At 69.1% G+C, this 25,748-nt stretch carries 24 protein-coding genes, 1 tRNA gene, 1 other RNA gene and 1 pseudogene; 16 read left to right on the forward strand and 11 right to left on the reverse strand.

All coding sequences use genetic code 11. The features are described 5' to 3' along the window. Nucleotides 1–5: 5 nt before the first annotated feature. Together SALPAC2_RS0121450 and hpf are read left to right on the forward strand one after the other, a co-directional pair. Nucleotides 6–707: a ComF family protein gene (locus tag SALPAC2_RS0121450; protein WP_018218680.1), complete on the forward strand. Its 702-nt coding sequence runs from the start codon at nt 6–8 to the stop codon at nt 705–707. Between the two features lie 245 nt (nt 708–952). Further along, nucleotides 953–1,579 carry a ribosome hibernation-promoting factor, HPF/YfiA family gene (gene hpf / locus SALPAC2_RS0121455; RefSeq protein WP_018218681.1) on the forward strand — a complete coding sequence of 209 codons (627 nt, stop codon included), beginning with the start codon at nt 953–955 and terminating at the stop codon, nt 1,577–1,579. 118 nt (nt 1,580–1,697) lie between these two features. Here the strand turns inward: hpf and SALPAC2_RS0121460 are convergent, their stop codons facing one another. Further along, on the reverse strand, nt 1,698–2,825 hold the full coding sequence (locus SALPAC2_RS0121460; RefSeq protein WP_026184993.1) for a GNAT family N-acetyltransferase: 1,128 nt from the start codon (nt 2,823–2,825) through the stop codon (nt 1,698–1,700). Between the two features lie 299 nt (nt 2,826–3,124). Here SALPAC2_RS0121460 and secA point away from each other — a divergent pair, with 299 nt between their 5' ends. After that, on the forward strand, nt 3,125–6,040 hold the full coding sequence (secA, locus tag SALPAC2_RS0121465; protein ID WP_018218683.1) for a preprotein translocase subunit SecA: 2,916 nt from the start codon (nt 3,125–3,127) through the stop codon (nt 6,038–6,040). Nucleotides 6,041–6,083: 43 nt separating this feature from the next. On the opposite strand, the gene SALPAC2_RS0121470 is transcribed toward secA, so the two are convergent. Both SALPAC2_RS0121470 and SALPAC2_RS0121475 read right to left on the reverse strand, forming a co-directional pair. Further along, complete coding sequence (locus SALPAC2_RS0121470; RefSeq protein ID WP_018218684.1) at nt 6,084–6,677, reverse strand: Rv3235 family protein; 594 nt, start codon at nt 6,675–6,677, stop codon at nt 6,084–6,086. A gap of 108 nt (nt 6,678–6,785) precedes the next feature. Continuing rightward, nucleotides 6,786–7,016, reverse strand: coding sequence for a helix-turn-helix domain-containing protein (locus SALPAC2_RS0121475; RefSeq protein ID WP_018218685.1), 231 nt, complete (start codon nt 7,014–7,016; stop codon nt 6,786–6,788). 216 nt (nt 7,017–7,232) lie between these two features. On the opposite strand from SALPAC2_RS0121475, the gene SALPAC2_RS0121480 reads away from it, so the two are divergent. Next, a complete protein-coding gene (locus tag SALPAC2_RS0121480; protein WP_018218686.1) occupies nt 7,233–7,739 on the forward strand; it encodes a DUF6912 family protein in 507 nt (168 codons plus the stop codon). 74 nt (nt 7,740–7,813) lie between these two features. Here the strand turns inward: SALPAC2_RS0121480 and SALPAC2_RS0121485 are convergent, their stop codons facing one another. Then, nucleotides 7,814–8,896, reverse strand: coding sequence for a hypothetical protein (locus SALPAC2_RS0121485; protein WP_018218687.1), 1,083 nt, complete (start codon nt 8,894–8,896; stop codon nt 7,814–7,816). 269 nt (nt 8,897–9,165) lie between these two features. Here SALPAC2_RS0121485 and pruA point away from each other — a divergent pair, with 269 nt between their 5' ends. The 8 genes from pruA to SALPAC2_RS0121525 all read left to right on the forward strand — a co-directional run bounded on the left by pruA (nt 9,166) and on the right by SALPAC2_RS0121525 (nt 16,830). Continuing rightward, the gene (gene pruA / locus SALPAC2_RS0121490) at nt 9,166–10,794 is read left to right on the forward strand and encodes an L-glutamate gamma-semialdehyde dehydrogenase (protein ID WP_018218688.1); all 1,629 of its coding nucleotides are present in this window, start codon (nt 9,166–9,168) and stop codon (nt 10,792–10,794) included. A 155-nt stretch (nt 10,795–10,949) separates the two neighbouring features. Continuing rightward, the gene (locus tag SALPAC2_RS0121495; RefSeq protein WP_018218689.1) at nt 10,950–11,465 is read left to right on the forward strand and encodes a PadR family transcriptional regulator; all 516 of its coding nucleotides are present in this window, start codon (nt 10,950–10,952) and stop codon (nt 11,463–11,465) included. A gap of 264 nt (nt 11,466–11,729) precedes the next feature. After that, nucleotides 11,730–12,851 carry a peptide chain release factor 2 gene (prfB, locus tag SALPAC2_RS0121500; protein WP_018218690.1) on the forward strand — a complete coding sequence of 374 codons (1,122 nt, stop codon included), beginning with the start codon at nt 11,730–11,732 and terminating at the stop codon, nt 12,849–12,851. 118 nt (nt 12,852–12,969) lie between these two features. Then, nucleotides 12,970–13,650 (forward strand): cell division ATP-binding protein FtsE, encoded by a 681-nt coding sequence (ftsE, locus tag SALPAC2_RS0121505; RefSeq protein WP_012181145.1) that lies wholly within the window; start codon nt 12,970–12,972, stop codon nt 13,648–13,650. 58 nt (nt 13,651–13,708) lie between these two features. Beyond that, nucleotides 13,709–14,584, forward strand: coding sequence for a permease-like cell division protein FtsX (ftsX, locus tag SALPAC2_RS0121510; RefSeq protein ID WP_018218691.1), 876 nt, complete (start codon nt 13,709–13,711; stop codon nt 14,582–14,584). Between the two features lie 217 nt (nt 14,585–14,801). Next, nucleotides 14,802–15,281 (forward strand): SsrA-binding protein SmpB, encoded by a 480-nt coding sequence (gene smpB / locus SALPAC2_RS0121515; protein WP_018218692.1) that lies wholly within the window; start codon nt 14,802–14,804, stop codon nt 15,279–15,281. A gap of 82 nt (nt 15,282–15,363) precedes the next feature. Further along, nucleotides 15,364–15,739: a transfer-messenger RNA gene (ssrA, locus tag SALPAC2_RS26525) on the forward strand. A 149-nt stretch (nt 15,740–15,888) separates the two neighbouring features. After that, nucleotides 15,889–16,830: a hypothetical protein gene (locus SALPAC2_RS0121525; protein WP_026184995.1), complete on the forward strand. Its 942-nt coding sequence runs from the start codon at nt 15,889–15,891 to the stop codon at nt 16,828–16,830. A 24-nt stretch (nt 16,831–16,854) separates the two neighbouring features. On the opposite strand, the gene SALPAC2_RS0121530 is transcribed toward SALPAC2_RS0121525, so the two are convergent. After that, nucleotides 16,855–17,658 (reverse strand): S-methyl-5'-thioadenosine phosphorylase, encoded by an 804-nt coding sequence (locus SALPAC2_RS0121530; RefSeq protein ID WP_018218694.1) that lies wholly within the window; start codon nt 17,656–17,658, stop codon nt 16,855–16,857. Between the two features lie 132 nt (nt 17,659–17,790). Here SALPAC2_RS0121530 and SALPAC2_RS0121535 point away from each other — a divergent pair, with 132 nt between their 5' ends. The 3 genes from SALPAC2_RS0121535 to SALPAC2_RS0121545 all read left to right on the forward strand — a co-directional run bounded on the left by SALPAC2_RS0121535 (nt 17,791) and on the right by SALPAC2_RS0121545 (nt 20,176). Continuing rightward, nucleotides 17,791–18,390, forward strand: coding sequence for a YqgE/AlgH family protein (locus SALPAC2_RS0121535; protein WP_018218695.1), 600 nt, complete (start codon nt 17,791–17,793; stop codon nt 18,388–18,390). Nucleotides 18,391–18,481: 91 nt separating this feature from the next. Continuing rightward, a tRNA-Ala gene (locus tag SALPAC2_RS0121540) sits at nt 18,482–18,554 on the forward strand. Nucleotides 18,555–18,913: 359 nt separating this feature from the next. Continuing rightward, complete coding sequence (locus tag SALPAC2_RS0121545) at nt 18,914–20,176, forward strand: IS256 family transposase (protein ID WP_018215093.1); 1,263 nt, start codon at nt 18,914–18,916, stop codon at nt 20,174–20,176. Here the strand turns inward: SALPAC2_RS0121545 and SALPAC2_RS25245 are convergent. Then, nucleotides 20,166–21,122, reverse strand: coding sequence for a glycosyltransferase family protein (locus tag SALPAC2_RS25245; RefSeq protein ID WP_162561382.1), 957 nt, complete (start codon nt 21,120–21,122; stop codon nt 20,166–20,168). The two genes, SALPAC2_RS0121545 and SALPAC2_RS25245, sit on opposite strands and share 11 nt — an antisense overlap. Before the next feature lie 192 nt (nt 21,123–21,314). On the opposite strand from SALPAC2_RS25245, the gene SALPAC2_RS0121555 reads away from it, so the two are divergent. Then, the gene (locus SALPAC2_RS0121555; RefSeq protein ID WP_018218697.1) at nt 21,315–22,025 is read left to right on the forward strand and encodes a YqeB family protein; all 711 of its coding nucleotides are present in this window, start codon (nt 21,315–21,317) and stop codon (nt 22,023–22,025) included. 28 nt (nt 22,026–22,053) lie between these two features. Here SALPAC2_RS0121555 and SALPAC2_RS25250 read toward each other — a convergent pair whose 3' ends face one another. The 5 genes and pseudogenes from SALPAC2_RS25250 to SALPAC2_RS0121580 form a co-directional block, all read right to left on the reverse strand. Beyond that, entirely contained in the window at nt 22,054–22,551 is a 498-nt protein-coding gene (locus SALPAC2_RS25250; protein ID WP_080636973.1) for a dTDP-4-dehydrorhamnose 3,5-epimerase family protein, read from the reverse strand. Then, nucleotides 22,511–22,969, reverse strand: a pseudogene (locus SALPAC2_RS25495) (alpha/beta hydrolase family protein); the annotation flags it as partial. The pseudogene SALPAC2_RS25495 and the gene SALPAC2_RS25250, both read right to left, overlap by 41 nt. Nucleotides 22,970–23,156: 187 nt before the next feature. After that, nucleotides 23,157–23,939 carry a bestrophin-like domain gene (locus SALPAC2_RS0121570; RefSeq protein WP_026184998.1) on the reverse strand — a complete coding sequence of 261 codons (783 nt, stop codon included), beginning with the start codon at nt 23,937–23,939 and terminating at the stop codon, nt 23,157–23,159. A 248-nt stretch (nt 23,940–24,187) separates the two neighbouring features. Beyond that, entirely contained in the window at nt 24,188–24,391 is a 204-nt protein-coding gene (locus SALPAC2_RS0121575; protein ID WP_018218701.1) for a DUF397 domain-containing protein, read from the reverse strand. Next, nucleotides 24,388–25,275, reverse strand: a complete 888-nt coding sequence (locus SALPAC2_RS0121580) for a helix-turn-helix domain-containing protein (RefSeq protein ID WP_026184999.1) — start codon at nt 25,273–25,275, stop codon at nt 24,388–24,390. The genes SALPAC2_RS0121575 and SALPAC2_RS0121580 overlap by 4 nt, the downstream gene beginning before the upstream one ends. Nucleotides 25,276–25,748: the final 473 nt, after the last annotated feature.

Genomic DNA, 25,748 nt, shown 5'->3' on the forward strand with positions numbered 1-25,748 from the left:
CAGCTATGCGGGGCCTCGGTCGAGTCGTCCAGGATCTCGGCGCACTGGTGCTGCCGGTGGAGTGCGCCGGATGTCGGGACCGGCGACCGGGGCTGCGGCACGGTGTCTGCCCGGAGTGCGTCGCGGCGCTGGGCGACCTGCGTCCGCGGCCGGTACGTCCGACGCCGGCTCCGGAGGGGCTGCCGCCCTGCGTGGCGCTCGGCCCCTACACGGGCCCGTTGCGCGAGGTGCTGCTCGCGTACAAGGACCATGGCCGGCACGGGCTAGCTCGGCCGCTGGGCGCGCTCCTCGCCGAGGCGGTGGCGGTCGCGGTCGGCCCGGTGCGCCCGGTGTCGTTGGTGCCGGTGCCGGACACCCCGGCTGCGGCGCGGGCCCGGTACGGCGACCACCTCAGCCGGCTGGCCCGGCACTGCGCGGACCGGTTGCGGCGGGCCGGCTGGCCAGTCGAGGTCCGTTCCGCGGTGCGGGCGCTGCCCCGGCCGGACTCGGTGACGTTGGACAGCGCGGGCCGGGCGGCGTCGGCCGCCGCGGCGTTTCGGGCCCGGCGCCGGTGGCGGCCGATTCCGACGGATGCGGCGCTGGTTGTCGTGGACGACATCGTCACCACCGGCTCGACGCTCGCCGCGGTGAGTCGGGTCCTAGCCGCGACCGACCGGGTGCCTTCGGTCGCGGCGGTGCTGGCGGCGACCGAGCGGAGGCGCCGGTAACGGACCGTAATTTCTTTCTCCCCTTGGTGAACGATTCAGGAAAAATACTGGACTGTCCTGAAAACCAGGGGTGACGGTCGGCCGAACAGGAGTTAGCGTTCTGCTGTCGGGGGAAGTAGGAGTTCTCCCACCTCCCGGCGGTGAAGGGAGGCGTAGCCGCACTGACCGGTCGACGGCTGGGTGGGACCGTCCCGAGAGCGCGACCGGGGTACCGCAGTAACGACCATCCGAACGAGGGAGGTCACGTGGACATCGTGGTCAAGGGCCGGAATGTCGAAGTTCCAGATCATTTCCGGGTGCACGTAGCGGAGAAGCTAGCCAAGATCGAACGCTACGACCACAAGATCATCCGGGTTGATGTCGAGCTGTTCCATGAGCGCAATCCGCGTCAGGCGGACCACTGCCAGCGGGTGGAGATCACCTGCGTTTCGCGGGGCCCGGTGATGCGGGCCGAGGCGGGCACGAGCGACTTCTACAGCGCGCTCGACGCGGCCATCACCCGGCTGGACGCCCGGATGCGCCGGGCGGCCGACCGCCGTCGGGTTCACCACGGCCGGCATGCCCCCATCTCCGTCGCCGCCGCCACCGCCGGGCTTCCGGTGACCGACCTCGTCGCCGGGCCGCTGTCCGCCGACGCTGCCACGTCGACGGCGGTCGCCGAGCGGGCCGAGGAAGAACGCGACGACCAGCCGTGGCACATCGCCCGGGAGAAGGTCCACCCGGCCGAGCCGATGACCATCGACGACGCCCTGTTCCAGATGGAGCTGGTCGGGCACGACTTCTACCTGTTCCAGGACAAGGAGTCCGGTCGGCCCAGCGTCGTCTATCGGCGGCATGCCTACGACTACGGGATCATCTCCCTGGCCGTCTGACGCCCCAGGTCCGGGCCGAGCAGACCGGGCCGGCCCCCGGACACGGTCCTGTCGGGGTTGGGCTCCAGGCCGAGCAGTGCTTCGCTGACCGGCCTGGGGCCGGGCCTGGTCAGCGGGCTCAGCGTGTTCCGGGTGCCTCGGTCAGGTCGCCCGGGAGCAGGCCGAAGAGCGTGCTGTCCGTGCGGTGCCCGTCGCCGGCGGGGAAACGCCCGCGTACCCGTCCCTCCCGGCGGAAGCCGGCCCGTCCCAACACCCGCTCCGAGGCGATGTTGCCGGCGTGGGTATCCGCCCAGATCCGGCCGAGCCGGACCTCGGTGAATCCCCACTCGGCGAGCAATCGGACCGCACGGGTGGCGTACCCGAGTCCGCGCCAGGCCGGCAGCAGGCCGTAGCCGATCATGCCCTGTTGGAACTGCGGACTGTCGAGGACCAGTTGGCAGAAGCCGGCGGTGACCCCACTGCGCGCGTCGATGATGACCAGGTTCGCGACCTGGTCCCGCAGCCAGCGGGACTGCACCTCCCGGCAGTTCCGTTCGACGTCGGCCCGCCGGGGCGGCTCCGGCGGCACCAGGACGGCGACTAACTCGGGCTGGGTCTGCAGGTGGTACATGGCCTCCGTGTGCTGCGGGCCGCGTGGCCGGAGCTCCACCACGCCGTCGGTGAGCCGGCCGTCGGGTAGGTCCGGCAGCAACCGCGGAGCCGGTCCCGGGGGGTCGTCGGCGAGCCGCGCCCAGGTGAGGAGATCAGCCCGTTCGCCGTCTCGGCCGCGGCTGGCCAACCGGCGTACGCCCTCGGGGCGGAAGCCGGCGGCCAGCGCCACCCGCTGGCTGGCGATGTTCTCCGGGACGGTGAGGAGCTCCAGCCGGCGAATTCCGTTGGCGAACGCCCGGTCGGCGAGGGTTTGGGTCGCCGCCGTGGCGACGCCGCGCCCCCGCGCCCACGGGGCGACCCAGTAGCCGATCCCCGCCTCCTGGCGGCTGGGGGCCGGGTCGTTCAGCCCGACCGTGCCGAGGAGCCGGTCCGTCTCGCGATCCGCGATGGTGTACACGGCCCCACCGCTGGCCCAGGCCGCGGGCGCCCCTTCGGTGATCCACCACCGGGCGTCCGCCTCGGTGTACGGCGACGGCAGCGCCGGCAGGAAGCGCTGGACCAGCGGGTCGGAGCAGGCGGCCATCGTGTCGGGGATGTCCTCGAGGCGGGACAGGCGCAGCCGGATCCCGGGCCCGTCGATGGTCTCCGGCGTCATGCCGCCGCCGGCCCGGGGCGCGGTGTCGATCGGTCCGGCCTCGGTCTCGGTCCGCCCTGGCCTCGTCTCGGTTCCGGCCGGCCGCTCCGCGGGGAGGTCTCCGTCTAGCTCATTGATCTCGATTCGTCTCACCCGAGCCATCGTGCCGGATTGTTCGCCCACGGCGTAACCGGATTAGCCCCGCCCGCTCGGACCGGGTGCGTTATGTCCGCTTCGGCGGAGCGGACCCCGCCACCAGTGACCATCGCCGTGATGGAGCGCCTACGATGGTTCGAGACTGTCTAGGGGAGCGTTGATCCGTGTCGATTCTGGAAAAGGTCCTCCGTGCGGGCGAGGGGCGCCTGGTGCGCCGGCTCAAGGCGATCGCCGCCGCCGTCAACTCCATCGAGGACGACTACGTCAACCTCACCGACGACGAGCTGCGGGAGATGACCGCGCAGTTCCGGGAGCGGCTGGCGGACGGCGAGACCCTCGATGACCTGTTGCCCGAGGCGTTCGCGGTCTGTCGCGAGGGCGCCGCCCGGGTGCTTGGCCAGCGCCCGTACGACGTCCAGGTGATGGGTGGCGCGGCGCTGCACTTCGGCAATATCGCCGAGATGAAGACCGGTGAGGGGAAGACCCTCACCTCGGTCATGCCGGTCTACCTCAACGCGCTCTCCGGCGACGGCGTACACGTGATCACCGTCAACGACTACCTGGCCGAGCGGGACGCCGCCTGGATGGGCCGGGTGCACGAGTTCCTCGGGCTCACCGTCGGCGTCGTGCTGCCCAACCGGCCCGCCGCCGAACACCGCGCCGCCTACGAGTGCGACATCACCTACGGCACCAACAACGAGTTCGGCTTCGACTACCTGCGCGACAACATGGCGTGGTCGAAGGAGGACCTGGTCCAGCGGGGCCACAACTTCGCCGTCGTGGACGAGGTCGACTCGATCCTGATCGACGAGGCCCGCACCCCGCTGATCATCTCCGGCCCGGCCGAACACTCCGCCCGCTGGTACGGCGAGTTCGCCGCGGTGGTCGCCCGCCTCCAGGCCGGCAAGGATGGTGAGGGCGACTACGAGGTCGACCGGGCCAAGCGCACGGTCGCGGTGACCGAGCGAGGGGTCGGCAAGGTCGAGGACCGGCTCGGCATCGACAACCTCTACGAGTCGGTCAACACGCCGCTGGTCGGTTACCTCAACAACGCGATCAAGGCGAAGGAGCTCTTCAAGCGGGACAAGGACTACATCGTCAGCGAGGGCGAGGTCCTGATCGTTGACGAGTTCACCGGCCGCATCCTGCACGGGCGCCGCTACAACGAGGGCATGCACCAGGCGATCGAGGCCAAGGAGGGGGTGGAGATCAAGCAGGAGAACCAGACCCTGGCCACCATCACCCTCCAGAACTACTTCCGTCTCTACGGCAAGCTCGCCGGGATGACCGGTACCGCCCAGACCGAGGCGGGTGAGTTCAACAAGGTCTACAAGGTCGGGGTGGTGACCATCCCCACGCACCGGCCGATGGTCCGGGAGGACCGCTCCGACGTCATCTACAAGACCGAGAAGGCCAAGTTCAACGCGGTTATCGAAGACATCGTCGAACGGCACCAGGCCGGCCAGCCGGTGCTCGTCGGCACGGTCTCGGTGGAGAATTCCGAGATTCTCTCGCAGCTCCTGCGCCGTCGCGGCATTCCCCATTCGGTGCTGAACGCGAAGTTCCACGCGCGCGAGGCGGAGATCGTGGCCCAGGCGGGGCGGAAGGGTGCGGTCACCGTCGCCACCAACATGGCCGGCCGCGGCACCGACATCCTGCTCGGCGGTAACCCGGAATTCCTCGCCGCCAACGACCTGCGCCAGCGTGGGCTCGACCCGGCCGAGCACGAGGAGGAGTACGCCAAGGCGATGGAGGAGGTCCTGCCCACCTGGAAGCAGGCCTGCGACGCCGAGGCGGAAGAGGTCTCCGCCGTCGGCGGCCTCTACGTGTTGGGCACTGAGCGGCACGAGTCGCGGCGCATCGACAACCAGCTGCGCGGTCGATCGGGTCGCCAGGGTGACCCGGGTGAGTCCCGTTTCTACCTGTCGCTGCAGGACGAGTTGATGAAGCGTTTCCGTTCCGGTGCCGTCGAGGCGGTCATGGAGCGCTTCAACATCCCGGAGGACGTGCCCATCGAGTCCAAGATGGTCACCCGCCAGATCAAGACCGCGCAGGCGCAGATCGAGTCCCAGAACGCCGAGATCCGCAAGAACGTCCTCAAGTACGACGAGGTCATGAACAAGCAGCGGCAGGTTATCTACGCTGAGCGGCTTCGGGTGCTCAACGGCGAGGACCTGTCGGACCAGGTCCGGAACATGATCGACGATGTCGTCGAGGCGTACGTCCGGGGTGCCACCGCCGAGGGCTACGCCGAGGACTGGGATTTCGAGCAGCTCTGGTCCAGCCTCAAGCAGCTCTACCCGGTGGGCATCACCATCGAGGAGTTGGAGGAGGAGGCGGGCGGAAGCCGGGCGAGCATCGATGTCGACTTCCTGCTCAGCCGGCTCAAGGAGGACGCGCACGCCGCGTACGGCCGCCGCGAGGAGCAGCTCGGCACGGAGGGTGTCCGGCAGCTCGAGCGGATGGTCCTGCTCCAGGTGATCGACCGCAAGTGGCGTGAGCACCTCTACGAGATGGACTACCTCCAGGAGGGCATCAGTCTTCGGGCCTACGCCCAGCGGGACCCGGTGGTGGAGTACCAGCGCGAGGGCTTCGACATGTTCGCCACCATGATGGACGGCATCAAGGAGGAGACGGTCGGCTTCCTCTACAACCTGGAGGTGCAGGTCCAGGAGCCGGAGCCGGCGGCCGACGAGGTCAAGCTCCTGGAGAAGCCGGTCGAGGTCCGGGCCAAGGGCCTCGGTCGTACGCCACAGCAGCAGGGCCTGCAATACTCCGCGCCGACCATCGACGGGGAGGCCGGGCGCGGCTCGGTCGCCGTCGAGCAGGCCGACGAGCCGGCGCCGCGGAAGGGTCGGCCCGCCCGGACCGCTCCGGCCGCCCCCGGGCAGAGCGCGCCGACCGCCCCGCAACGGCCGGGCAGCGGTGCGCCTGGCCACGCCGTGGCCGCCGGAACCGCCCGCCGAGCGGCACCGGGGCAGGCCGAGGGCGGCAACGGTCCGTCGCGAAACGCGCCGTGTCCGTGCGGCTCGGGCCGTAAGTACAAGCGCTGCCACGGCTCGCCCAACGGCGGCGCCTGACCGACCTGTGCAGGAGGTGTGCACGTGTTGCGTGCGCACCTCCTCACAGAACGTTAAGGGCAGTGCAGTGCCAGCTGCCGCGACGCTGTTCGAGGCGGATCGCCATCGCCCACGTTCTGCCGGCCGGGCCGGCCAGCACGGCGGCTGCCTCGACGACCGCGGCTCGCGGCTCGCATACCCGTAACCGACGTAGGCGCGTGCCGGGCCGGGTGGAGCGGCGGCGCGCCGGCCCCGCCCGGGCGGTGGCGCGGGTCAACTCGGCCGCCAGCTCGGCCGCCCGGCTCGGGTCGAGTAGCCGGCGTAGTTGGCTGTGGGGTCGATAGCCGTTGATCACCTCCAGGCAGGTGGTGACGAACCGATGCGCAACCCGGGTCGCCTCGGGGGTGGCGGTGGCTAGCGCGGTGGCGGGCAATCGGGTCGGTGCGCGCCGGGGCCGGGCTGGGCCCGGTCCGGCCCCGCGACGCTGGTCGGGTGAGCGGGGCAGCGGGCCCGGGCCCAGCCGGAACAGGTCGAGGGCGAGTTGGCCGTCGATTGGCCAGTGGGCGGGGTCGTCCTCGACGCAGGGCGGGTCGATGGATGGGGCCGGGCGAAGCCGGACAGGGGGACGAGTCGGCTCGGGGCGGCGGACAGCAGGCATCCCGGCCCTCCAGATTCTTGTGTTTACCTTCGTTTGCCTACGGCAGCCACGATTCTGGAGGAAGAAAGAGGGGGTGGTCAATGCCTGTGGATGCGGGGCGGCGGGCGGCTACTCCGGCTCCCGTTCGGCGAGCGGGTTGTCACGAACCCACTCGGCGGTCTCCGCGTACTTCTGGTTGATGTATTCCTCCAGCCGCGTGCGCTCCACCCGCCACTGACCACGTCCGCCGATCTTGATCGCCGGCAGCTCGCCACCGCGCACCATGTGGTAAACCTGCGAGTCCGACACGTTCAGCTCGGCGGCGACCTCGGACAGCAGCAGGAACCTCGGCTCCGCCACGCAAACTCCCCTGAGTTGGCTGCGTTTGACTTAGTTTGCCACCAGCAGCGTCCCGAGGGCAGTGGGGTCGACCCATGCCACCGCGAGTGCGCTCGGGAACACTCTGGGAGCCCAACTTTCGTCGAGCCAGCCCGGGGTGTATGACGGTCACGGCGTACGGCATGACCGGCGCCCCAGACCGGCAACCGCCGGTGGAGCTGAACCCAGGGAGAACCGGTGACCAATGAGCATGTCCGGGTGTATGTCCCGGCGACCGTGCCGATGCTGACCCTGCTGCGGACCGCCGGGCTCCCCGCGGCCTCCGCGCACGCGGTCACCCCGGCGCTGCGCGAGTGGTACGCCGAGGGGGACGAGGAGGAGCTGGAGTACGTCGCGTTCACCCGAGCTGCCCAGGACGCGCTCCAGCTCCTGCACGCCGACGAGGCGGCGCCACACCGCCGGGTCGTCGTCTCGGCTGATCTGCCCGCGGCGACGGTCGGACCGGGTGACGCGGACCTGGGGTCCAGCACGGTCGAACTAGCCGGCCCGGTACCGGTGGGGGCGGTGGCCGCCATTCACGTGGACGGGGTGGACGCGGTCAAGGATGTCGGCGCCGCGGTTCGGGCGGTGACCGATGCGCTCGGCGGTGACCCGGACGCGCAGTTCACCGTTGACGGCGCCGAAGACCATGAGCTGGAGTGGTACGACAGCACGGAGCTGGACCAGCTCCTCGGGTTGGGCTAGCCCAGCCGCTCGACCTGGTTGGCCGTACCCGGTCTGCTCCGGGCTGACTCCGAACGACTTCCGGTCGGAGCGGGCTACGCCTCGTCCGGGTCCTCCTCGTCCAGCGGAGCCGGTCCGAGGGTGCGGCCGAAGGCAATCATCGCGGTCAGCGCGCCGACGAAGAGCACCCAGATCCCGTTGTCCACCCGTGAGGTGCCGAGCGAGGTCTGTGCCACGGCGTCCGCCTCGCTGAGCGCGCCAGCCAGGTCGAGCAGCCGCCGCCCGCCGACGCGCAGGATCACCTCGGCGACGAGCAGCAGCAGGCCGGGCCCGGCCCCGGCGACCAGGTAGGCCGGCCAGCGCAGGGCGGGCGGATCGTTGCGGTGGGTCGCCGCTCGGCGCCGGGACCAGGTCAGGTAGCCGAAGGCCAACAGCCCCGCCATCAGGCCGGCGAGCAGGGATTCGGTACGGGAGACCCACTTCGCGGCGTTGAGCAGCGACTCCTGGGTTTCGCCGGCGCCGAAGAGCTCGAAGAGTGGGTCCCGCGCCCAGCTGAACGCCACGACGAAGAGGAGCGTGCCGAGCCCGGCGGCCACCACCGCGCCGATAACCGGGGCGGTCCGCGCCGCGGCGATGCCCCCGCCGATGATGGCGGCGGCGGCGGTGGTGCCGGCGATCACGTTGGTGGTGGCCGTGTCGGCGTAGGTCAGGTTGATGGCGAAGGCGGCGGCGAGCCCGATCAGCAGCCCGCTGGCGACCGCCACGACAAAGCGCAGGGTGGCCCGGTTTCGACCCTGCTGGGCGAGCAACTCCGCTCCGAACAGTGCGAAGGCGGTGCCGGCGACGAGCGCGGCAGAGATCACTCCGGGTAGGGCGAAGGCGGAGAGGCTGATCGCGGTGACTCCGGCCGCCGCCGAGTCGATCACCGCGCGGGTCGACCAGAGCATGGCGGTCAGCCAGCCGAGCGCCAGCAGGCCGAGCAGCGGCGCGCCGGGGGCGAGCAGGCCGGTCCTTGTCTGCGCCGATGGCGTGCCGGTCGCGAGCGGGCTCGCTGCGCCCGGGTGCTCCGGGCCCGCTTCGTCCGCGCCCGGGTTTGTCGCGTCCGGGCTCGCTTCGTCCGGGTCCGGGCTCGCCTGCGTCGGCTCCGTGGTGGCGGAGTCGCCGGGCTGCTTCGTCATCGTTGTCCCTTCGACCGGCATTCGGCCGGCGGCGCGGCCGTGGTTCACCGGCCCACCAGGGTACGCGTCCGTCGTGGTTGGCCCGGGAGTCGCGTCGGCCGGTGCGCGCTGAGTTGAGTGGTGGGGAAAAGGGCCCAAACGTGGGAGTATCAGTCGAGGTCCCGCCGCCGTGTCTGGCCCCTGCGGCCCCGGTGTTTGGCGTCCGGCCACCCGGCCGACGCTCCGCGGGTCCGCTACCCCCATTGCCCCGAACCCCCAGGAGCCTTGTGATGGACGCCGTCTTCTCCGTGCCCGAGCCCCACAACGAGCCGGTACGCCCCTACGAGCCGGGGGACACCGACCGGGACCGGCTGCAACGGCGGCTGGTCGAACTGGCCAGTGACCGCATCGACCTGCCGATGACCATCGCGGGCGAGCAACGGATGGCCGGCGGCCCCTCGATCGACGTGGTGCAGCCCCACCGACACGCACACGTGCTGGGCGTCACCGCCCACGCCACCCACGACGACGCACGCGCCGCGGTGCAGGCCGCCAAGGATGCGGCGCCCGGCTGGAGGGCGTTGCCGTTCGCGGAGCGGGCGGCGATTTTCCTGCGCGCCGCTGACCTGCTCGCCGGGCCCTGGCGGGACACGCTCAACGCCGCCACGATGCTCGGCCAGTCGAAAACCGCGTTCCAGGCGGAGATCGACGCGGCCTGCGAGTTCATCGACTTCCTTCGGTTCAACGTCCACTTCGCTCGTCGGCTCCTCGCCGAACAGCCCCTCTCCTCGTCGGGCACCTGGAACCGGTTCGACCACCGTCCGCTCGAGGGCTTCGTCTACGCGATCACCCCGTTCAACTTCACCGCGATCGCCGGCAACCTACCCTCGGCACCGGCCCTGCTCGGCAACACGGTGGTCTGGAAGCCGGCCCCCACCCAGCAGTTCGCCGCGCACTTCACGATGCGGCTCTTCGAAGCGGCGGGCCTGCCCCCCGGCGTGATCAACATGGTCACCGGGCGGGGCGCGGAGGTGTCCGACGTGGTGCTGACCGATCCCGACCTGGCCGGCATCCACTTCACCGGCTCCACCAAGGTCTTCCAGCAGCTCTGGCGAACCGTCGGTGAGGAGATCGCCCACTACCGGACCTACCCGCGCCTGGTCGGCGAGACCGGCGGCAAGGACTTCGTGGTCGCCCACCCCAGCGCTGACGTGGACGCGCTGCACACCGCCCTGATCCGGGGCGCGTACGAGTTCCAGGGTCAGAAGTGCTCCGCGGCCTCCCGCGCGTACATTCCACGGTCGTTGTGGGCAGGTGGGCTGCGGGACCGGCTCGCCGCCACCGCGGAGGCGCTCAGCTACGGTGACGTCACCGACTTCAGTAACTTCGGTGGCGCCGTCATCGACGCCAAGGCGTACGCGCGGCACACCGCCGCCCTGAAGTTGATCTCCGGTGACGACTCGTGCCAGGTCGTCGCTGGCGGCACCGCCGACGACTCGGTCGGCTACTTCGTCCGGCCGACACTCTTCGAGTGCACCGACGCCGCCCACGAGACCTTCACCACCGAGTACTTCGGCCCGATCCTCGGCGTGCACGTCTTCGACGACGCCCGCTTCGACGAGGTGGTCACCCAGGCCGAGTCCATTGCGCCGTACGCGTTGACCGGCGCCATTTTCGCCACCGACCGGCAGGTGGTCGACCGGGTCGCCGAGCGGATGCGGTACGCGGCCGGCAACTTCTACATCAACGACAAGCCCACCGGTGCGGTGGTCGGTCAGCAGCCGTTCGGCGGTGCCCGTGCCAGTGGCACCAACGACAAGGCCGGATCCTGGCAGAACCTGGTCCGATGGATGTCTCCCCGGACCATCAAAGAAACCTTCGTCCCGCCGACCGACCACACCTATCCGCACATGCGCTAACCAGAAGGACCCCTTCGCCAGGTCGACCGCCCGGCTTGGGGGAGGGGTCCTTTCATCCACTCCATATGGATAGACAGTGCACATAGGAAGCCCTGTTGGGTGGCGAAAACGTGAAATCCTGGACGTCGCGACTGCAAAGTGGCAGCGTGAGAGGCATGGCGGATTCCGGAGTCAATCCCACGGCGGCAGCCCTGCTCGGGCTGCTTCACGAGGGCCCGATGACAGGTGGTCAACTGATGGCCGCCGCTGAGCGCCGGTTGGCGCCGTACTGGTCAATGACCCGCAGTCAGGTCTACCGAGAGCTGCCCGTGCTGGCCGAGAAAGGGCTGGTGCGGCTCGGTAAACCGGGACCGCGGATGAGTCAGCCGTATGCGATCACCGCTGCGGGTAAACGGACCTTCTCCCGATGGCTGACCGAGGAGCCCGGTCGGGACACCATTCGAAACCCGATCGCGCTGCGGTTCGCCTTCGGGAACCTGCACTCGGCCAGCCAGCTCAAGAACCTTCAGACGGCTGCGAACGAGTACCACACGGAGGCCCTGGCCCGAGTTCGGGAGCAGGTGAAGAATGCGAAGAAGGAAGGCGAGACGTACGACGCCAGCGCCTTGGAGTTCGCGGTCGCCTACCACAAGGCCGCCCTGTCCTGGCTGAAATCCGCCCAGGTCAACTGACCCGGCGGTAACCCCCGGGCCTGGGCGCACGAAGCCCCAGGTCCGGAGAACCCTGCCCCGGATCTGACCGGCCCTGGTGAACCCCGCCTCGACCGCGGGGTGTCTGCGGCGTGGGCTGCGGGGCTCGCAAGCTCGCGCCGGCTTCGCCGGCCCGCTCCTGCTCCGCCGCTCCGCAGGCGCACTCCTCGCCCGCGCTGGGTTTGTTGGGCGTGGGCTGCGGGGCTCGCAAGCTCACTCCTCGCCCGCGCAGTAGTCTTGTCTGTCGTGACCGATGCCGACTACGCCGAACAGCTCAAGGAACTCGACGCCACTCTTCGCAACATCGAGTCGGTGCTCGACATCGACCGGCTGCGGGCGGACAAGGCCCGTCTGGAGGAGGCCGCCTCCGCCCCCGACCTCTGGGACGACCAGGCCCGGGCGCAACAGGTCACCTCTCAGCTGTCGTACGTGAATGGGGAGATCAACAAGCTCGCGGAGCTTCGTTCTCGCCTCGATGACGCCAAGGTGCTGCTGGAGTTGGCCGAGGCGGAGTCCGACCCGGGTGCCTTCGCCGAGGTCGAGACGGAGGTCGCCGGGCTGACCAAGGCCATCGACGAGATGGAGGTCCGCACCCTGCTCTCCGGCGAGTACGACTCCCGGGAGGCGCTGGTGGCGATCCGCGCCGGAGCCGGCGGCGTGGACGCGGCGGACTTCGCCGAGATGCTGCTGCGGATGTACCTGCGCTGGGCCGAGCGGCACGGCTACCCCACCGAGGTCTACGAGACCTCCTACGCCGAGGAGGCCGGGCTCAAGTCGGCGACCTTCACGGTCAAAGTGCCGTACGCGTACGGCACGCTCAGTGTCGAGTCGGGTACCCACCGGCTGGTCCGGATCAGCCCCTTCGACAACCAGGGGCGGCGGCAGACCAGCTTCGCCGGGGTTGAGGTGCTCCCGGTGGTGGAACAGACCGATCACATCGACATTCCCGAGAACGAGATGCGCTTTGATGTCTACCGGTCGTCCGGCCCCGGCGGGCAGAGCGTGAACACGACCGACTCGGCGGTTCGGATCACCCACATCCCGACCGGTATCGTGGTCACCTGTCAGAACGAGAAGTCCCAGCTGCAGAACAAGGCGTCCGCGCTGCGCGTCCTCCAAGCCCGCCTGTTGGAGCGGAAGCGTCAGGAGGAGCAGGCCAAACTTCAGGGCCTGAAGACCGACGCCGCCGGCTCCTGGGGTGACCAGATGCGTTCGTACGTCCTGCACCCGTACCAGATGGTGAAGGACCTCCGAACGGAGCAGGAGACCGGGACTCCCTCCGCGGTCTTCGATGGCGAGTTGGACGCCTTCATCGAGGCCGGTATCCGGTGGCGAAAGCAGCAGCAGCTTGCTGATGACAAAGCGTGACCGATCGTGGGCGCAGCGCACAATCGAAAATCGTGAGTGCTGGCAGATTGATGACGTGTCCCGAAATTGAGGGGCGCGGGATTTGGCACATCGGTTACACCGCGTAGACTCACGACCCGTGATTCAGCTTGAGCAAGTGACGAAGACGTACCCGAAGGCGTCCCGGCCTTCGCTCGACAACGTGTCCGTCGCGATCGAGAAGGGCGAGTTCGTCTTCTTCATCGGCCCATCCGGCTCCGGCAAGTCCACCATCATCAAGATGCTGCTCCACGAGGTTGCGCCCAGTAAGGGGCGGATCGTCGTGAACGGCAAGGATGTTACGTCGATGCGTTCCTGGAAGCGGCCCGCCTTCCGGCGCTCGATCGGCTGCGTCTTCCAGGACTTCCGGCTGCTGCCGAACCGCACCGCCTACGAGAACGTGGCGTTCGCCCTCGAGGTGATCGGCAAGACCAAGGCGGTTGCCCGCCGGGTGGTGCCGGAGGTGCTGGAGCTGGTCGGGCTGGGTGGCAAGGAGCACCGTTACCCGCAGGAGCTCTCCGGTGGTGAGCAGCAGCGGGTAGCGGTCGCGCGAGCGTTCGTGAACCGTCCGCTGATCCTGCTCGCGGACGAGCCGACCGGAAACCTCGACCCGGACACCTCCATCGAGATCATGCGTCTGCTGGACCGGATCAACCGCACCGGTACGACCGTCGTGATGGTTACCCACGACTCGAACATCGTGAATCAGATGCGCCGCCGGGTCATCGAGATCGAGAGCGGCCGGATCGTCCGCGACCAGGCTCGCGGCGTCTACGGGTGAGCCGGCGCTCCACCCCGACTGACGACCACCACCTGCCGGAGACGCGGAGGAATCTTCGATGCGCTTGAAATACGTCCTGTCCGAGGTCATGGTCGGTCTGTGGCGCAACGTGACCATGACCATCGCAATGATCATTACGATGGCGGTCTCGCTGACCATGCTCGGCGCGAGCGGTCTGATCTACGTCAAGGTCGCCGAGATGAAGGAGCTGTACTTCGAGAACATCGAGGTCTCGATCTTCCTCGAGACCGAGGTCACCGAGGAGCAGAAGACCGCGATCAAGGCCAGCCTGGATGCCGACCCGCTGATCGATAGCGTCACGTACGTCAACAAAGAAGAGGCGTACGAGGTTTTCGAGGAGATGTTCCGGGACTCCCCGGACCTGCTCAGTGCGATCGATCCAGAAGTGCTGCCGGAGTCGTACCGGCTGAAGCTGGTGAACCCGCAGGAGTACGAGGCGATCGGGGAGCAGTACGCCGAGATTGAGGGCGTCGACCAGGTGGTCGACAGGTCCGGCGTACTCGACAAGATTTTCAATCTCTTCTCCGCGGGTCAGAAGATCGCCCTCGTCGCGGCGGTCGCGATGGCTGTCGCCGCCCTGCTCCTGGTCGCCAACACGATCCAGGTCGCCGCCTACAGCAAGCGGCGCGAGGTCGCGGTGATGAAGCTCGTCGGCGCGTCGAACTGGTTCATCCAGGCCCCCTTCGTCCTGGAAGCCGTGGTCGCCGGCCTGATCGGATCCCTGCTCGGCCTCGGCGCCCTCGCCGGCCTGAAGAAATTCCTCTTCGACGGCGCGCTGAGCGCCCTCCAGGGGCTCTTCGCGCCGGTCAGCTGGGGCGAGGTGCTGCTGGCCTTCCCCCTGATGGCCGCTGTCGGAGGCGTGATCAGCGCGATCACCGCCTGGGTCACGCTCCGCTTCTACCTGCGGGTCTAGCGCCCGCCGGGCGGCCGCTGGGGCCGCCCGCGCACCCCGTCGGGCCAGGGCTCTCCCGCACCGGAAATAATCGGCGCGGGGGAGCCCTTGTGCTCCGGTAAGATGATCGCCGCTGTCGACCCGAGGGGCGCAGCGACCAGGCTGTTCGACCCACGGGACGCAGCGACCGGGCTGTTCGACCCACGGGACGCAGCAACCAGGAAGGGAGGTGGCGCCGATGCCACGGGAGAAGGGGCGGAAGGTCGTCGCCTCCAACCGGAAGGCCCACCACGACTACTCGATCCTCGACACCTACGAGGCGGGGATGGCGTTGACCGGCACCGAGGTCAAGTCGCTGCGGGCCGGGCGGGCGTCACTGGTGGACGCCTTCGCCCAGGAACGCAACGGCGAGCTCTATCTGCACGGGATGCACATCCCGGAGTACGTGCAGGGCACCTGGACCAACCACGAGCCCCGACGCACCCGCAAACTGCTGCTCAACCGCCTCGAGATTGACCGGCTGATCGGCAAGACCCGGGAGAGTGGGCTCACGATCGTCCCACTGCAGGTCTACTTCTCCGACGGCTGGGCCAAGGTCGAGATCGGCATCGCCAAGGGCAAGAAGTCGTACGACAAGCGGCAGGACCTCGCCAAGCGGGACGCGCAACGGGAGATCGCCCGGGCCGCCGGCCGGCGGGGCAAGGGGATGACAGACTGAGCCGGCGTCCGGCTGGGGCGGGATGAAACCCGTTGCGTCAGGCGTTAGGCTTGTCGGTGCCGCCAACAGGGCGGCCCGTCGAGGGGGTGACTGGTTTCGACTTCGTACGTTGCGGCAGGGGAAGCGAGCCGAGGAAGCCAACGTCGTCTCGGAAATCGTTCGTTGGAAACCAATAAGCGCCAAGCAGAATCGCGCTGACTTCGCTCTCGCCGCCTGAGGCGAGTAGCAAGTCTGTCGGCCTGGGAGTGCCTTCGACCCAGTTAGCCGGCATCAGCTAGGAGGCTGGCCAATCGGCCCCGGTCGCGGGGGCCGTGCGGCGAGATTAATCAGCGACTGGGCCCGTCACACCGACTCGCTCGCGTGATCGGAGGGGCCGAGTAGAGGCACAGCGAGCTGCGCTCGGAGAAGCCCTGGCAAGGCGGCGAAGGACCCGGGTTCGATTCCCGGCACCTCCACCACCTGACCGATGCGCCCCAGTCCACCGGACCGGGGCGCATCGGCGTTTCCGGCCTCGAAAACTCCGCTGCCACCAGGCCCGGCGTCGCTCCCGGCGACGAGTGCCACCGGTGGGCTGGAACCAGTGCGCGGTGGCCGGCGTCGGAAGAGTATGCGTCGAGTATTCGTCACCCTGTGCGTGCCCCTGCTGCTGGTCGCCGGTTGCGCCCCGGCCGACCCGGAGCCGGCCGACGCCCCCCCGCCGGACGGCCGGCAGGCGGCGTTCGAAGAGCGGGCCACCCAGATCGCCGCCGCCTGGCAGCCCGGCCCGACCTGGAGGGACGGGTACATCCCACTCCAGGAGCCCGCCATGACCGTCGGAGACCCCGGCTTCACCCCGGACACCCAGGCCGCCTTCCGGGCCGGCTGGTACCGGGACCAGATCCCTCTCCCGACGGACCAGCCCGAAGACGGCACCATCCAGTTCCCCTCCGGCACCCTCACCGTGCCGCTGGTCAGCGCCGCCGAGGCGTACCGGGAACTTGACCGGGGCGACCCACCGGCCTGCGACGGGCGGCCGACGAACCCGGCCACCCCACCAGCCCCGGCAGATGGGCCGGACACCGGGGTGAGCACCGCGCCGCAGACCGCCTGCATCCCGCTCACCGTCACCGCCGTCGAGCTCGACAGCGTGCCGGTGCGGACCAGCCGCGGCGAGGCGGCGGTCCCGGCCTGGCTGTTCACCATCGACGAACTGACCGCCCCGGTGGCCCGGCTCGCGGTCGCCCCGACCGCCGTCGGAGAGCCGCCGGAGCCGACCGCACCCACCGCGCCACTGCCCCAGGAGCTGGTCGGGGCGCTGGACCTGCGCGCCGTGGACGACGCCACGCTGACCGTGCGGGTCGGCATCGGTGCGTGCGACACCGGCCTCACCCCACTGGTCTACGAACAGGATGACGTCGTGGTGGTCGGCGGCGCGGTGACCCGCAGCACCGGGGTCTGCACCGAGCAGCTCCTGCTCGAACCGGTGACCGTGCAGCTCACCGCCCCGCTGGGGGAGCGGACCGTCCTCGACGTGCTCGGCGGTGGGCCGCTACGGCTCACCACCGGCTGACCGGCGATGGCCCGGCCGCCCGGCTCAGGGCAGCGCGAAGGGAAGCGTGATGCCGTCCAGGGCTTCCCCGCAGGCGCAGTCCCGATCCGTCGGCAGCTGGGCCACCGCGGTGAAGAGCAGCTCCCGCAGGCGGGCGGTGTTCTCGCCGAAGACCCGGAACACCTCCTCCTGGGTCACCGATCCGCCGCCCGGCACGCCCGCATCATGGTCGGTGACCAGCGCGATCGACGAGTAGCAGAGAGCCAACTCCCGGGCGAGCACCGCCTCCGGGTGGCCGGTCATGTTGACCACCGTTCCGCCGATGGCGGTGAACCAACGCGACTCGGCGCGGGTGGAGAAGCGGGGGCCCTCGACGACCACCACCGTCCCACCGTCCACCGCCGGCACGCCCCGCTCGGCGCCGGCGGCGAGCAGCGTACGCCGGCCGACCGGGCAGTACGGGTCGGCGAAGGAGACGTGCACCGCGCCCCGGTCGTAGTAGGTCTGTGCCCGACCACTGGTGCGGTCTATCAGCTGGTCGGGCACGACGAACGTGCCCGGGCCCAGCTCCGGGCGCAGGCCGCCGACCGCGCAGGGGGCGAGCACCTGGCGGACCCCGAGCGAGCGCAGCGCCCACAGGTTGGCCCGGTAGGGGATCTGGTGCGGCGGATGCCGGTGATCCCGGCCGTGCCGGGGCAGGAACGCCAACCGGCGGCCCGCCACCTCCGCGATGGTGATCGCGTCGGACGGCGGCCCGTACGGGGTGTCGACTACATGCTCGGTGGCACCGTCGAGCAGGGCGTACAGCCCCGACCCGCCGATCACCGCGAGTTCTGCCGTGGGACTCACCGAACCTCCCTCGTCTCTGTCGCGTCAGACCTTAGCCAGCGACCCAGCAGCAGGCTATGGTGCCAGGCATGGCGTTGACGGGGTGGCTGGCACCGGTGTCCCCGGTGGTCCGGGCACGGTCGGACTGACGGGATGTCCGACATGCAGGAAGAGGGGCGGGCGATCGGCGGGCAGGCGACGGAGTCGATGGCCGGGCGGTTGCTGGTCGCGGCACCGACGTTGAAGGATCCGAACTTCGACCGGACCGTGGTGCTGCTGGTCGCCCACGAGCCGGGCGGGGCGCTGGGCGTCGTGCTCAACCGGGCCACCGAGATTCCGGTGGCGGAGGTGCTCGGCGACTGGGGCGAGTTGGCCCGCGACCCGGCCGTGGTCTTCGAAGGGGGTCCGGTGCAGCCGGATTCGGCGATCTGCCTCGCCCGCATGCGCCACCCGCTGCGCCCGTTGAAGAGTTTCCAGCAGATCGCCGGTGCGGTCGGCACGCTCGACCTGACGGCGGACCCGGCGCAGCTGCGGGAGAGCATCGCGGGCATCCGGGTCTTCGCCGGCTACTCCGGGTGGGAGTCGGGCCAGCTGGAGCAGGAGATCGCAGAGGGCTCCTGGTTCGTCCTGGACGCGCTGCCCGGCGACGCCTTCGTCGATCGTCCGGACGACCTGTGGCCGATGGTGCTGCGCCGGCAGGGCGGCATGATGGCGGCGGTGGCGCACTTCCCGGCGGACGTGGCGCTCAACTGACCCGGCGCGTTGGGCCGGCACCCCGCGCGATGACCGCGCCGGCCGGCGTGTGTATAGTTCTCCCGTGCCCGGGCGACCGGGTAGTGCACAGGGGGCCGTGGCGCAGCTGGTAGCGCACCACACTGGCAGTGTGGGGGTCAGGGGTTCGAGTCCCCTCGGCTCCACCGACCGCACCATTGTGCGAACCGGTGGTTCTTTCGAGGTGCCCTCGTCCGTTTCGGGCGGGGGCATTGTCGTGTCGTTGGGGATCTTGAACACGGGTACGACTCCCTGGTCGGTGAGTTGGACTTCGGCGATGAGAGCCTCGATGGCGGCCTTGCGCTCGGTGGTGGTGCCGCTGGCCATGATGGTGGCCAGGTGGTCGCGGATGCGGGCGACGGTGCCAGGCGGCGGGGGCGCGGGCTGCGACGCCAAACCGGCATCGAGTTCGGTATGCCGGGCCTGGGACTGCGTAGATTTCCGTGTTTGACCTGGGTGTGGTCCGTTGGACAGGACGTTGATCCTGTCCAGGAAGGACCACGTCATGGCAGACAAGAAGAGCGTTGTTCAGCTTCCGCAGCCGTCGGCGGCGGAGGTGGAGTTCGCGCAGCAGCTGGTTGAGCGGGCCAAGGCCGATGGAGTGTCGTTGGTCGGTCCGGGTGGGCTCCTCGCGGGGATCACCCGCACCGTCCTTGAATCAGCGCTCGACGCCGAACTGGATGCCCACCTCGACGAGGTCGGCGTCGACGAGGCGTCGGGCCGGCGGGCCAACGTGCGTAACGGGCATGGGGCGAAGACGGTGCGGACCGAGGTCGGGCCGGTACGGATCCAGGTCCCTCGGGACCGGGCGGGGTCGTTCGCCCCGCGGATCGTCCCGAAGCACGTCCGCAGGTTGGACGGGTTCAACGAGGCGATCCTGTCGCTGTATGCCAAAGGCCTGACGACCGGGGAGATCTCCGCGCATCTGGCGGATGTGTATGACGCCGACGTGTCCCGGGAGTTGATCAGCCGGGTCACCGACAGCGTGCTGGAGGAGATGGAAGCGTGGCGGCAACGGCCCCTGGACCGGGTCTATCCGGTGGTGTTCATCGACGCCCTCGTGATGAAGATTCGCCAGGGGCAGGTCGCGAACCGGCCCGTCTACGTCGTGGTCGGAATCAGCCTCGACGGGGAACGCGACGTTCTGGGTATGTGGGCCGGCACCGGCGGTGAGGGCGCCAAGCAGTGGGCCGGCTACCTCACCGAGCTACGTAACCGGGGTGTCGCCGACGTGTTCATGGTCTGCTCCGACGGCCTCAAGGGCATGACCGACGCCATTGAGCAGGTCTGGCCGCAGGCGGTGCACCAGCAATGCGTCGTGCACCTCGTACGGGCGTCACTGCGGTACACGAATCGAAAGGACTGGCAGAAGATCACCCCGGCGTTGCGGGAGATCTACACCGCCCCGACCGTCGCGGCCGCTGAGGCCCGGTTCGAGGCGTTCGCCGTCGAGTTCGGCGACCGCTACCCGGCCGTGATCCGGCTCTGGCGCACCTCCTGGCCGCAGTTCGTGCCGTTCTTGGACTACGACCACGAGGTCCGCAAGGTCCTCTACACCACCAACATCATCGAGAGCCTGAACGCCCGGTTCCGGCAGGCCGCCCGCCGGCGGGGGCACTTCCCGACCGAGCAGGCCGCGATGAAGGTGCTCTATCTCGTCGTCCAGCAGAAACGTAAGGGCGGCGGCAGTATCACCGGCCGGGTCTACGGTTGGGCCAAGGCCCTCAACGCCCTGATCCTCGCCTACGGCGACCGGATCACCATCTAACAACCTCGATCACACCCAACGGCCAAACACGGAAAACGCCACACTCCCGACTGACCAGCCGCATGTTGGCGGGCACCCGGATGCGCCGTGCGCGGTCCCGGTCGGGCATCGTGGCGACGACCTCGACGTCGAGGTCGGCGAGCGCGTCGAAGACACCCTGTGACCCGACGGCCAGCCCGTCGAGCGACTCGTCGCTGAAACCCATCGTGATCGCCACCCGTGGCCGCTCGGGAGCGGCGCGCAACCACCGGGGCAGCTCGGAGCCGCCTCCGAAGGGCGCGAACCGCATCGGCAGCCGGGGCAGCTCGGAATCCAGGCTCAGCGACGCCGGGAACTGGTCGACGGTCAGGTCCCCGGTCGCCAGGTCCTCCGTGTGCGGCACACCGTGCATCCGCGCGTAGCCGGCGAGCCAGTCGCCCATCGGGTCGGCACGGTCGGCCGGCTCCTGCTCCATCATGCGCCGCAGGTACTGCACCCGGGACACCCCGAAGTCCTCGTACCCGACGAGCATCCGCACGTGCGCCGCGCCGCACGCCTTCGCGGCGATCCCACCGGCATGGACCGACGCCTCCCAGAGCACCAGCTGCGGTTGCCAGGACCGGGCATACCCGACGAGATCGCGGAAGAGGGAGAAGTTGACCACCCGGTAGTACTGCCGGACCATGTATTCCATGCCGTCGCGCAGGTCGTCCCAGGCGACGGTACGAGGCGGGTCCGGCAGGTTCGCCACGTAGTCGGGTTCCGCCTGGGCGCCGGGGTGATCCTGGCCGTCCGCCGCCGACCCGAAGACGACCGTCCGGCCCGCCGGCACGGCGGTCAGCCCGGACCGCGCCACCTCCTCGGCGAACTCCGGATGGCTCGCCACCCGCACCTCGTGGCCGGCCGCCCGCAGTGCCCAGGCCAGCGGGGCCATCAGCAGGAAGTGGGTCCTGTATGGACCCGTCACGCACAGCACCCGCACGATCTGCTCCCTCCCGAGCGGCACACGTCACGCACGTTCTACCGGTTGGCCGGTGCCGAGTCCATCGGCGAGATCGGGTGTCCGTGACGGCCGGTTCCACCTCGGGCGGATACCCGGGCTGGCTCTCTCGTTAAGGTGATGAGCCAGCGCAGGTCTCACGAACGGAGTATTTTGTCGATGAGTAGTCGGACCGGTGGCACGAACGACACACCCGGACACCAGCCGGTGATGCTCGGCCCGACCACCGGCGACCTGGTTTCGCTCTTCATCCTCGCGCCGGTCGTGTGCATGGCCCTCGGGCTGGGACTGCCCTGGATCGCCAGGTGGGCCGCCGATCTGCCGTGGGCCCCGTTCCAGGGTCCGCTCAAGATCGTCGCGTCGTTGGACCTCCGATGGGGTGCGTTGATCGGTCTGGTCGCGGGGCTCGGCATCGGTGTCGCGCTCGCCGTCGTGACGGTCCGCGACGCCCTGCGGGTGACGGTTGCCTCCGACGCGGTGACCATCGAGAAGAGCGGCACGTCGCGGCAGGTCGCGCGGCCGGCGGTGAGCGCGGTGTTCCTCGACGGCAAGCGTCTCGTGGTCATCGACAACGCCTCGCGGGAGATCGTCCGCGACGAGGTGGACGCCAAGCGCGACCGGATCGAGCAGGCCTTCCGGCAGCACGAGTATCCGTGGCAGAAGGACGATCCGTACGCCGACGCCTTCCAGCGCTGGGTGCCCGGCACACCGGACCTGCCCGGCGCGGTCGACACGATCTTCGTGGCCCGGGAGAAGGCGTTGCGCGAGAACGACACCGAGGATGCCGACGACCTGCGCGCGGAACTGGTGAAGAAGGGCTACGTCGTGCGCGACCAGAAGGCACGGCAGTACTGGCGTTCGCTGCACTGAACGACCCGGAGGCCGGACCGGGACATCGTCAACGCGCCCCCGGGCCGACGGAGCCCACCTCGATCTCCCGGCACACCCGGTAGTCGGGCAGCAGGCCGGCGGCCCGGAGCTGCGCCAGGTCCGGAGCGGCACGGTCGCGTTCGGACAGCAGTGCCTCGTACCCCTCGGGCAGCGGAAGGCCGAGCGAGGGATCACCGACGTTGGCCGCGAGTTCCTCGGTCGGCGAGTACGGCTGGGAGAGCAGGTAGGACACGACCGTGTCGTCCTCCAGCGCCACGAACCCGTGGCCGACACCGACCGGCAGGTACATCGAGCGGAACGTCTGCGGATCGATGATCACGCTGTCCCAGCGTCCGAACGTGGGCGATCCCACGCGCAGGTCGACCACGATGTCGAGGGCACGGCCCCGGACGCAGCAGGTGTACTTCGCCGACCCGGGCGGGGTGCGGCGGAAGTGGATGCCACGGACGACGTCACGCCGTGACGTAGTCCTCGCCGGATTCGGCGATCCACTCGGCGATGTCATCGGTACTGACCCGGTCGGTCAATTCGTCGACCAGCGTCGGGTACTCCGGCGGTGGCGGCACCGTCACTCGTCTGGTGGCGATAGCGCCGAACTTGTCGCCGTCGATTCGTGCGCCAAGCACCGCGGCAGCGGTGTAGCCGCCGAGCGAGAAGCCGGCGACGCCAACGGGACCACCGTCGGCGAAGTGGTCCAGCACCACCGAAAGGTCCAGGGGACGGTCCCACCACCTCGCGAAGGCTTCGGCATGGTAGCCACCACGATGGCTGTTGCCGTGATGGTCGACGCCGATCACCCGCAGGCCAGCCGAGGCCAGTGGCTCGGCCAGCCAAGACAGGTCGAGTGCGCAACCGCCGGTTCCGTGCGAGAGCAGGACGGCGCCACCGGTCGCCGCTGCGGCTGCCGGCCACACGTAGGTCACGACTGGCCGTGGGCCGTTCGTACCCCAGGCTCCTCGTCGGGGATCTGTCAGCACGCGGACGTCCGGTGAGGCCATATCGAAACTATGGCAGGGTCCCGCCACCGCCCGGGTCCGCCGCTCAGGACGAGCTATCGGTGCGCGACTGCGGCGCCGCCTCTGGGATAGCGCCACAGCGACCTCATCGGAATCAGTCGAAAGTCTTGGCGACCCGTGCATAAGGATCGGAAGAAACGCTCATCGACCCTCGGAAGGGGTCGTCCACCCGCTCGACAACGAATATCAGCAGGGAAATCATGGCCGCGGTCGCGGAGACCAACACCAGGGAGGCGTGCCGGGTCCGGGTCGGGATGAGGCAGGACAGGAAGATGATGAACACACCGCCGACCAGGAGCGTGAACCAGAGCGTCGGGGGGAGAGCGGCGGTGCTGAAGGTGCTTCGGATCTGGCGGGATTTGCTCCAACCCTCGAACTCCGACTGGGCGAGGTCACTCAACTCCTGCTCCTTGTCAGAACTCGGGTTGAAATCCAGCAGGGTGCGCCAGATCCGCTCCTCGAGTTCGCGGTCTCCGTCCACCTCGTCGCCGCGTTGGTAGGTCGGCCACGCATCGTTGACCATGTAGTCGACGTACTCGTTCAACAGGCCCTGCAGCTCGCCTCGGGTGGGCTCCGGGTACTCGGACACCACGTTGTGTAGCGCCTTCAGGTCCGCCGCCTCCGTTGCGACCGCCGCGCCAGCCTGCGAGTACGTCCCGTACACGGTCAGGGCGGTCAGGACGAGCAGGAGCGCGTAGAGGGTGCCGGTGACCGAGGTCGTGTGGGTGATGAGGTCCAACCACTTCGGTTCAGCACCGGACAAGCGCTTGGCTCGGCCTCGCAGGAGCCAGATGCCCAGCACGCCAACAAGGCAGAATACTGCCAAGAATATGAGGAAAATGAGCCAACCTGGCGCAAGATGGTTCCAGCTCCACACGTGGCCACTCCCTGTCGCGAATACGAACCCCTCGAAGATTCACTCAGAACCTTCGCCTAATGCGCGCCACAGCAGCCGGCTTCCGGTAACTACCTGAAAAGGAGGTAGACGGAGGAGGTCGACGGCCAGCCGCCGTCTGGCGAGCGTAGGATCGGCATTCGGCGAGAGCAAGGACGTGACCCGGTTACCGCTGGGCCGCGCGAGTCGCAGGGTGATAGCGCACCAGGGCATGGCCGGTGCGACACCATTCACCGCTGCGGGAAACCAGCTTTCGTCTCTGCCAGGAAGTTCGTCCAGGCGGAACGGCCGAAGACGAGGGCCGGACCCTTCGGGTCCTTACTGTCCCGGCACGCCACCGCAGCATCGAGCGCAGCGACTTCGACACACTGACCATTGGCGCTGGAACGGCTGCTCTTCTTCCAGGTTGCGTTGTTGAGGTAGCGGCGGATCACCCCGCACCACCTTTCTCTTTGATCTTGTGAATCTGGGCCTCGATCGCCTTGATTGAGCTGGTTGGGTCGAGTGCTGTGGCTTGCAGATGCTCGAAGGTCGTGGTGAAGCGACGAACATCGGCTTCGTGTTCAAGGAACAGGTCGCCGGCCATGCTGTCGATGTACACCAGGGCGGGATCGGCTGGGTTGGGAAAGTCCATGATCACGAATGACCCCGGCATGCCGGCATGCGCACCGCTGTCGAATGGGATGACCTGGAGGGTGATGTGCGGCTGGGTTGCCGCCTCCGCCAACACCTCCAGTTGTTCGGCGGTGACCTTGGCGCTACCTACCTGACGGTGTAGCACCGCTTCATCGACGATCGTCCAGAGCCGGATCGAGTCCTTCTTGCGTAGCGACTCCTGGCGCCGGATCCGTGCCTCAATCCGGGCGTGGATGTCCTCTTCGGTCGCCAGTGGCAGGCCGGCTTTGATGACCGCGCGGGCGTAGTCCTGGGTCTGGAGCAGGCCCGGTACGAACAGGGACTCGTAGTTGTGGACCGAGCGGGCTTCAGTCTCGAAGCTGATGTAGGTGGTGTACAGCTCGGGCAGCTCCGACTCGTACGTCTGGAGCCAGCCCAGTTGGGTGGCCTGCTGGGACAGGGCGATGAGTTCGCCGCGCTGGTCTTCATCGGTGATGCCGTACGTGTCGAGCATCGCCATCAGGGTGCGCCGTTGCGGGCGGACCCGGGCCGTCTCGATGCGGTAGAGGGTGGCGGGGTTGATGCTGGTCTGTTCGCTGACCTCTTCGCGAGTGAGGTCAGCTTCGGTGCGGAGTCGGCGTAGTTCTGCCGCGAGCCGCCGGAGACGCACGGTGGGTGGCTGTCGTCGAGCTGACAACTCCATGTCCCTTCACTCCTGTCGTAGCTCAGAGTGTGCCTGTGATGCGCATGCAATGTCCACCCGTGCTCTGTAGGTGACCTGAATGCGGAAGCAACCCTTGCATTCCTGCTGCTACGTAGGCAATATATGCATCAGCATCTCAGGCTGAGGCGGTCGATGGAAGCCGCGTAATCGGCGATGGGTTCGCGCTCCCAGGGGCCCGTCGTCGGATCGGCCTCGGACGCCTCTCGGCGGAACGCAGCCCGTCACCCGAAGCGAGCTGCATCCTGCGGGAGGCCGAGTCAGGGAGGCAACGCAGTGGTTCCGTCCCTTGTCCTGGCCGCGGTAGCAGTGCTCGGGTTCGCCGCCGGGCTGTTCCTTTCAAGGTCAAGTCACGCTGGTGTCGACGGTACGGCTCGGCACTGAACTGCCCCGACTGCGGCAGCCGCAGGTCACGCCCCCCACCCGGGCTGAACCCGATGGACGAGCGGGTGGTG

Origin of the sequence: Salinispora vitiensis, from assembly GCF_000378825.1 — a bacterium.
GTDB lineage: Bacteria > Actinomycetota > Actinomycetes > Mycobacteriales > Micromonosporaceae > Micromonospora > Micromonospora vitiensis.

Coding starts and splice junctions, on each gene's coding strand:
- SALPAC2_RS0121450 (WP_018218680.1), top strand. CDS start 6: ATGCGGGGCCTCGGTCGAGTCGTCCAGGATCTCGGCGCACTGGTGCTG.
- SALPAC2_RS0121460 (WP_026184993.1), bottom strand. CDS start 2,825: ATGACGCCGGAGACCATCGACGGGCCCGGGATCCGGCTGCGCCTGTCC.
- SALPAC2_RS0121470 (WP_018218684.1), bottom strand. CDS start 6,677: ATGCCTGCTGTCCGCCGCCCCGAGCCGACTCGTCCCCCTGTCCGGCTT.
- SALPAC2_RS0121485 (WP_018218687.1), bottom strand. CDS start 8,896: ATGACGAAGCAGCCCGGCGACTCCGCCACCACGGAGCCGACGCAGGCG.
- pruA (WP_018218688.1), top strand. CDS start 9,166: ATGGACGCCGTCTTCTCCGTGCCCGAGCCCCACAACGAGCCGGTACGC.
- SALPAC2_RS0121495 (WP_018218689.1), top strand. CDS start 10,950: ATGGCGGATTCCGGAGTCAATCCCACGGCGGCAGCCCTGCTCGGGCTG.
- ftsX (WP_018218691.1), top strand. CDS start 13,709: ATGCGCTTGAAATACGTCCTGTCCGAGGTCATGGTCGGTCTGTGGCGC.
- smpB (WP_018218692.1), top strand. CDS start 14,802: ATGCCACGGGAGAAGGGGCGGAAGGTCGTCGCCTCCAACCGGAAGGCC.
- SALPAC2_RS0121525 (WP_026184995.1), top strand. CDS start 15,889: ATGCGTCGAGTATTCGTCACCCTGTGCGTGCCCCTGCTGCTGGTCGCC.
- SALPAC2_RS0121535 (WP_018218695.1), top strand. CDS start 17,791: ATGTCCGACATGCAGGAAGAGGGGCGGGCGATCGGCGGGCAGGCGACG.
- SALPAC2_RS0121545 (WP_018215093.1), top strand. CDS start 18,914: ATGGCAGACAAGAAGAGCGTTGTTCAGCTTCCGCAGCCGTCGGCGGCG.
- SALPAC2_RS0121555 (WP_018218697.1), top strand. CDS start 21,315: ATGAGTAGTCGGACCGGTGGCACGAACGACACACCCGGACACCAGCCG.
- SALPAC2_RS25250 (WP_080636973.1), bottom strand. CDS start 22,551: ATGACATCGCCGAGTGGATCGCCGAATCCGGCGAGGACTACGTCACGG.
- SALPAC2_RS0121580 (WP_026184999.1), bottom strand. CDS start 25,275: ATGGAGTTGTCAGCTCGACGACAGCCACCCACCGTGCGTCTCCGGCGG.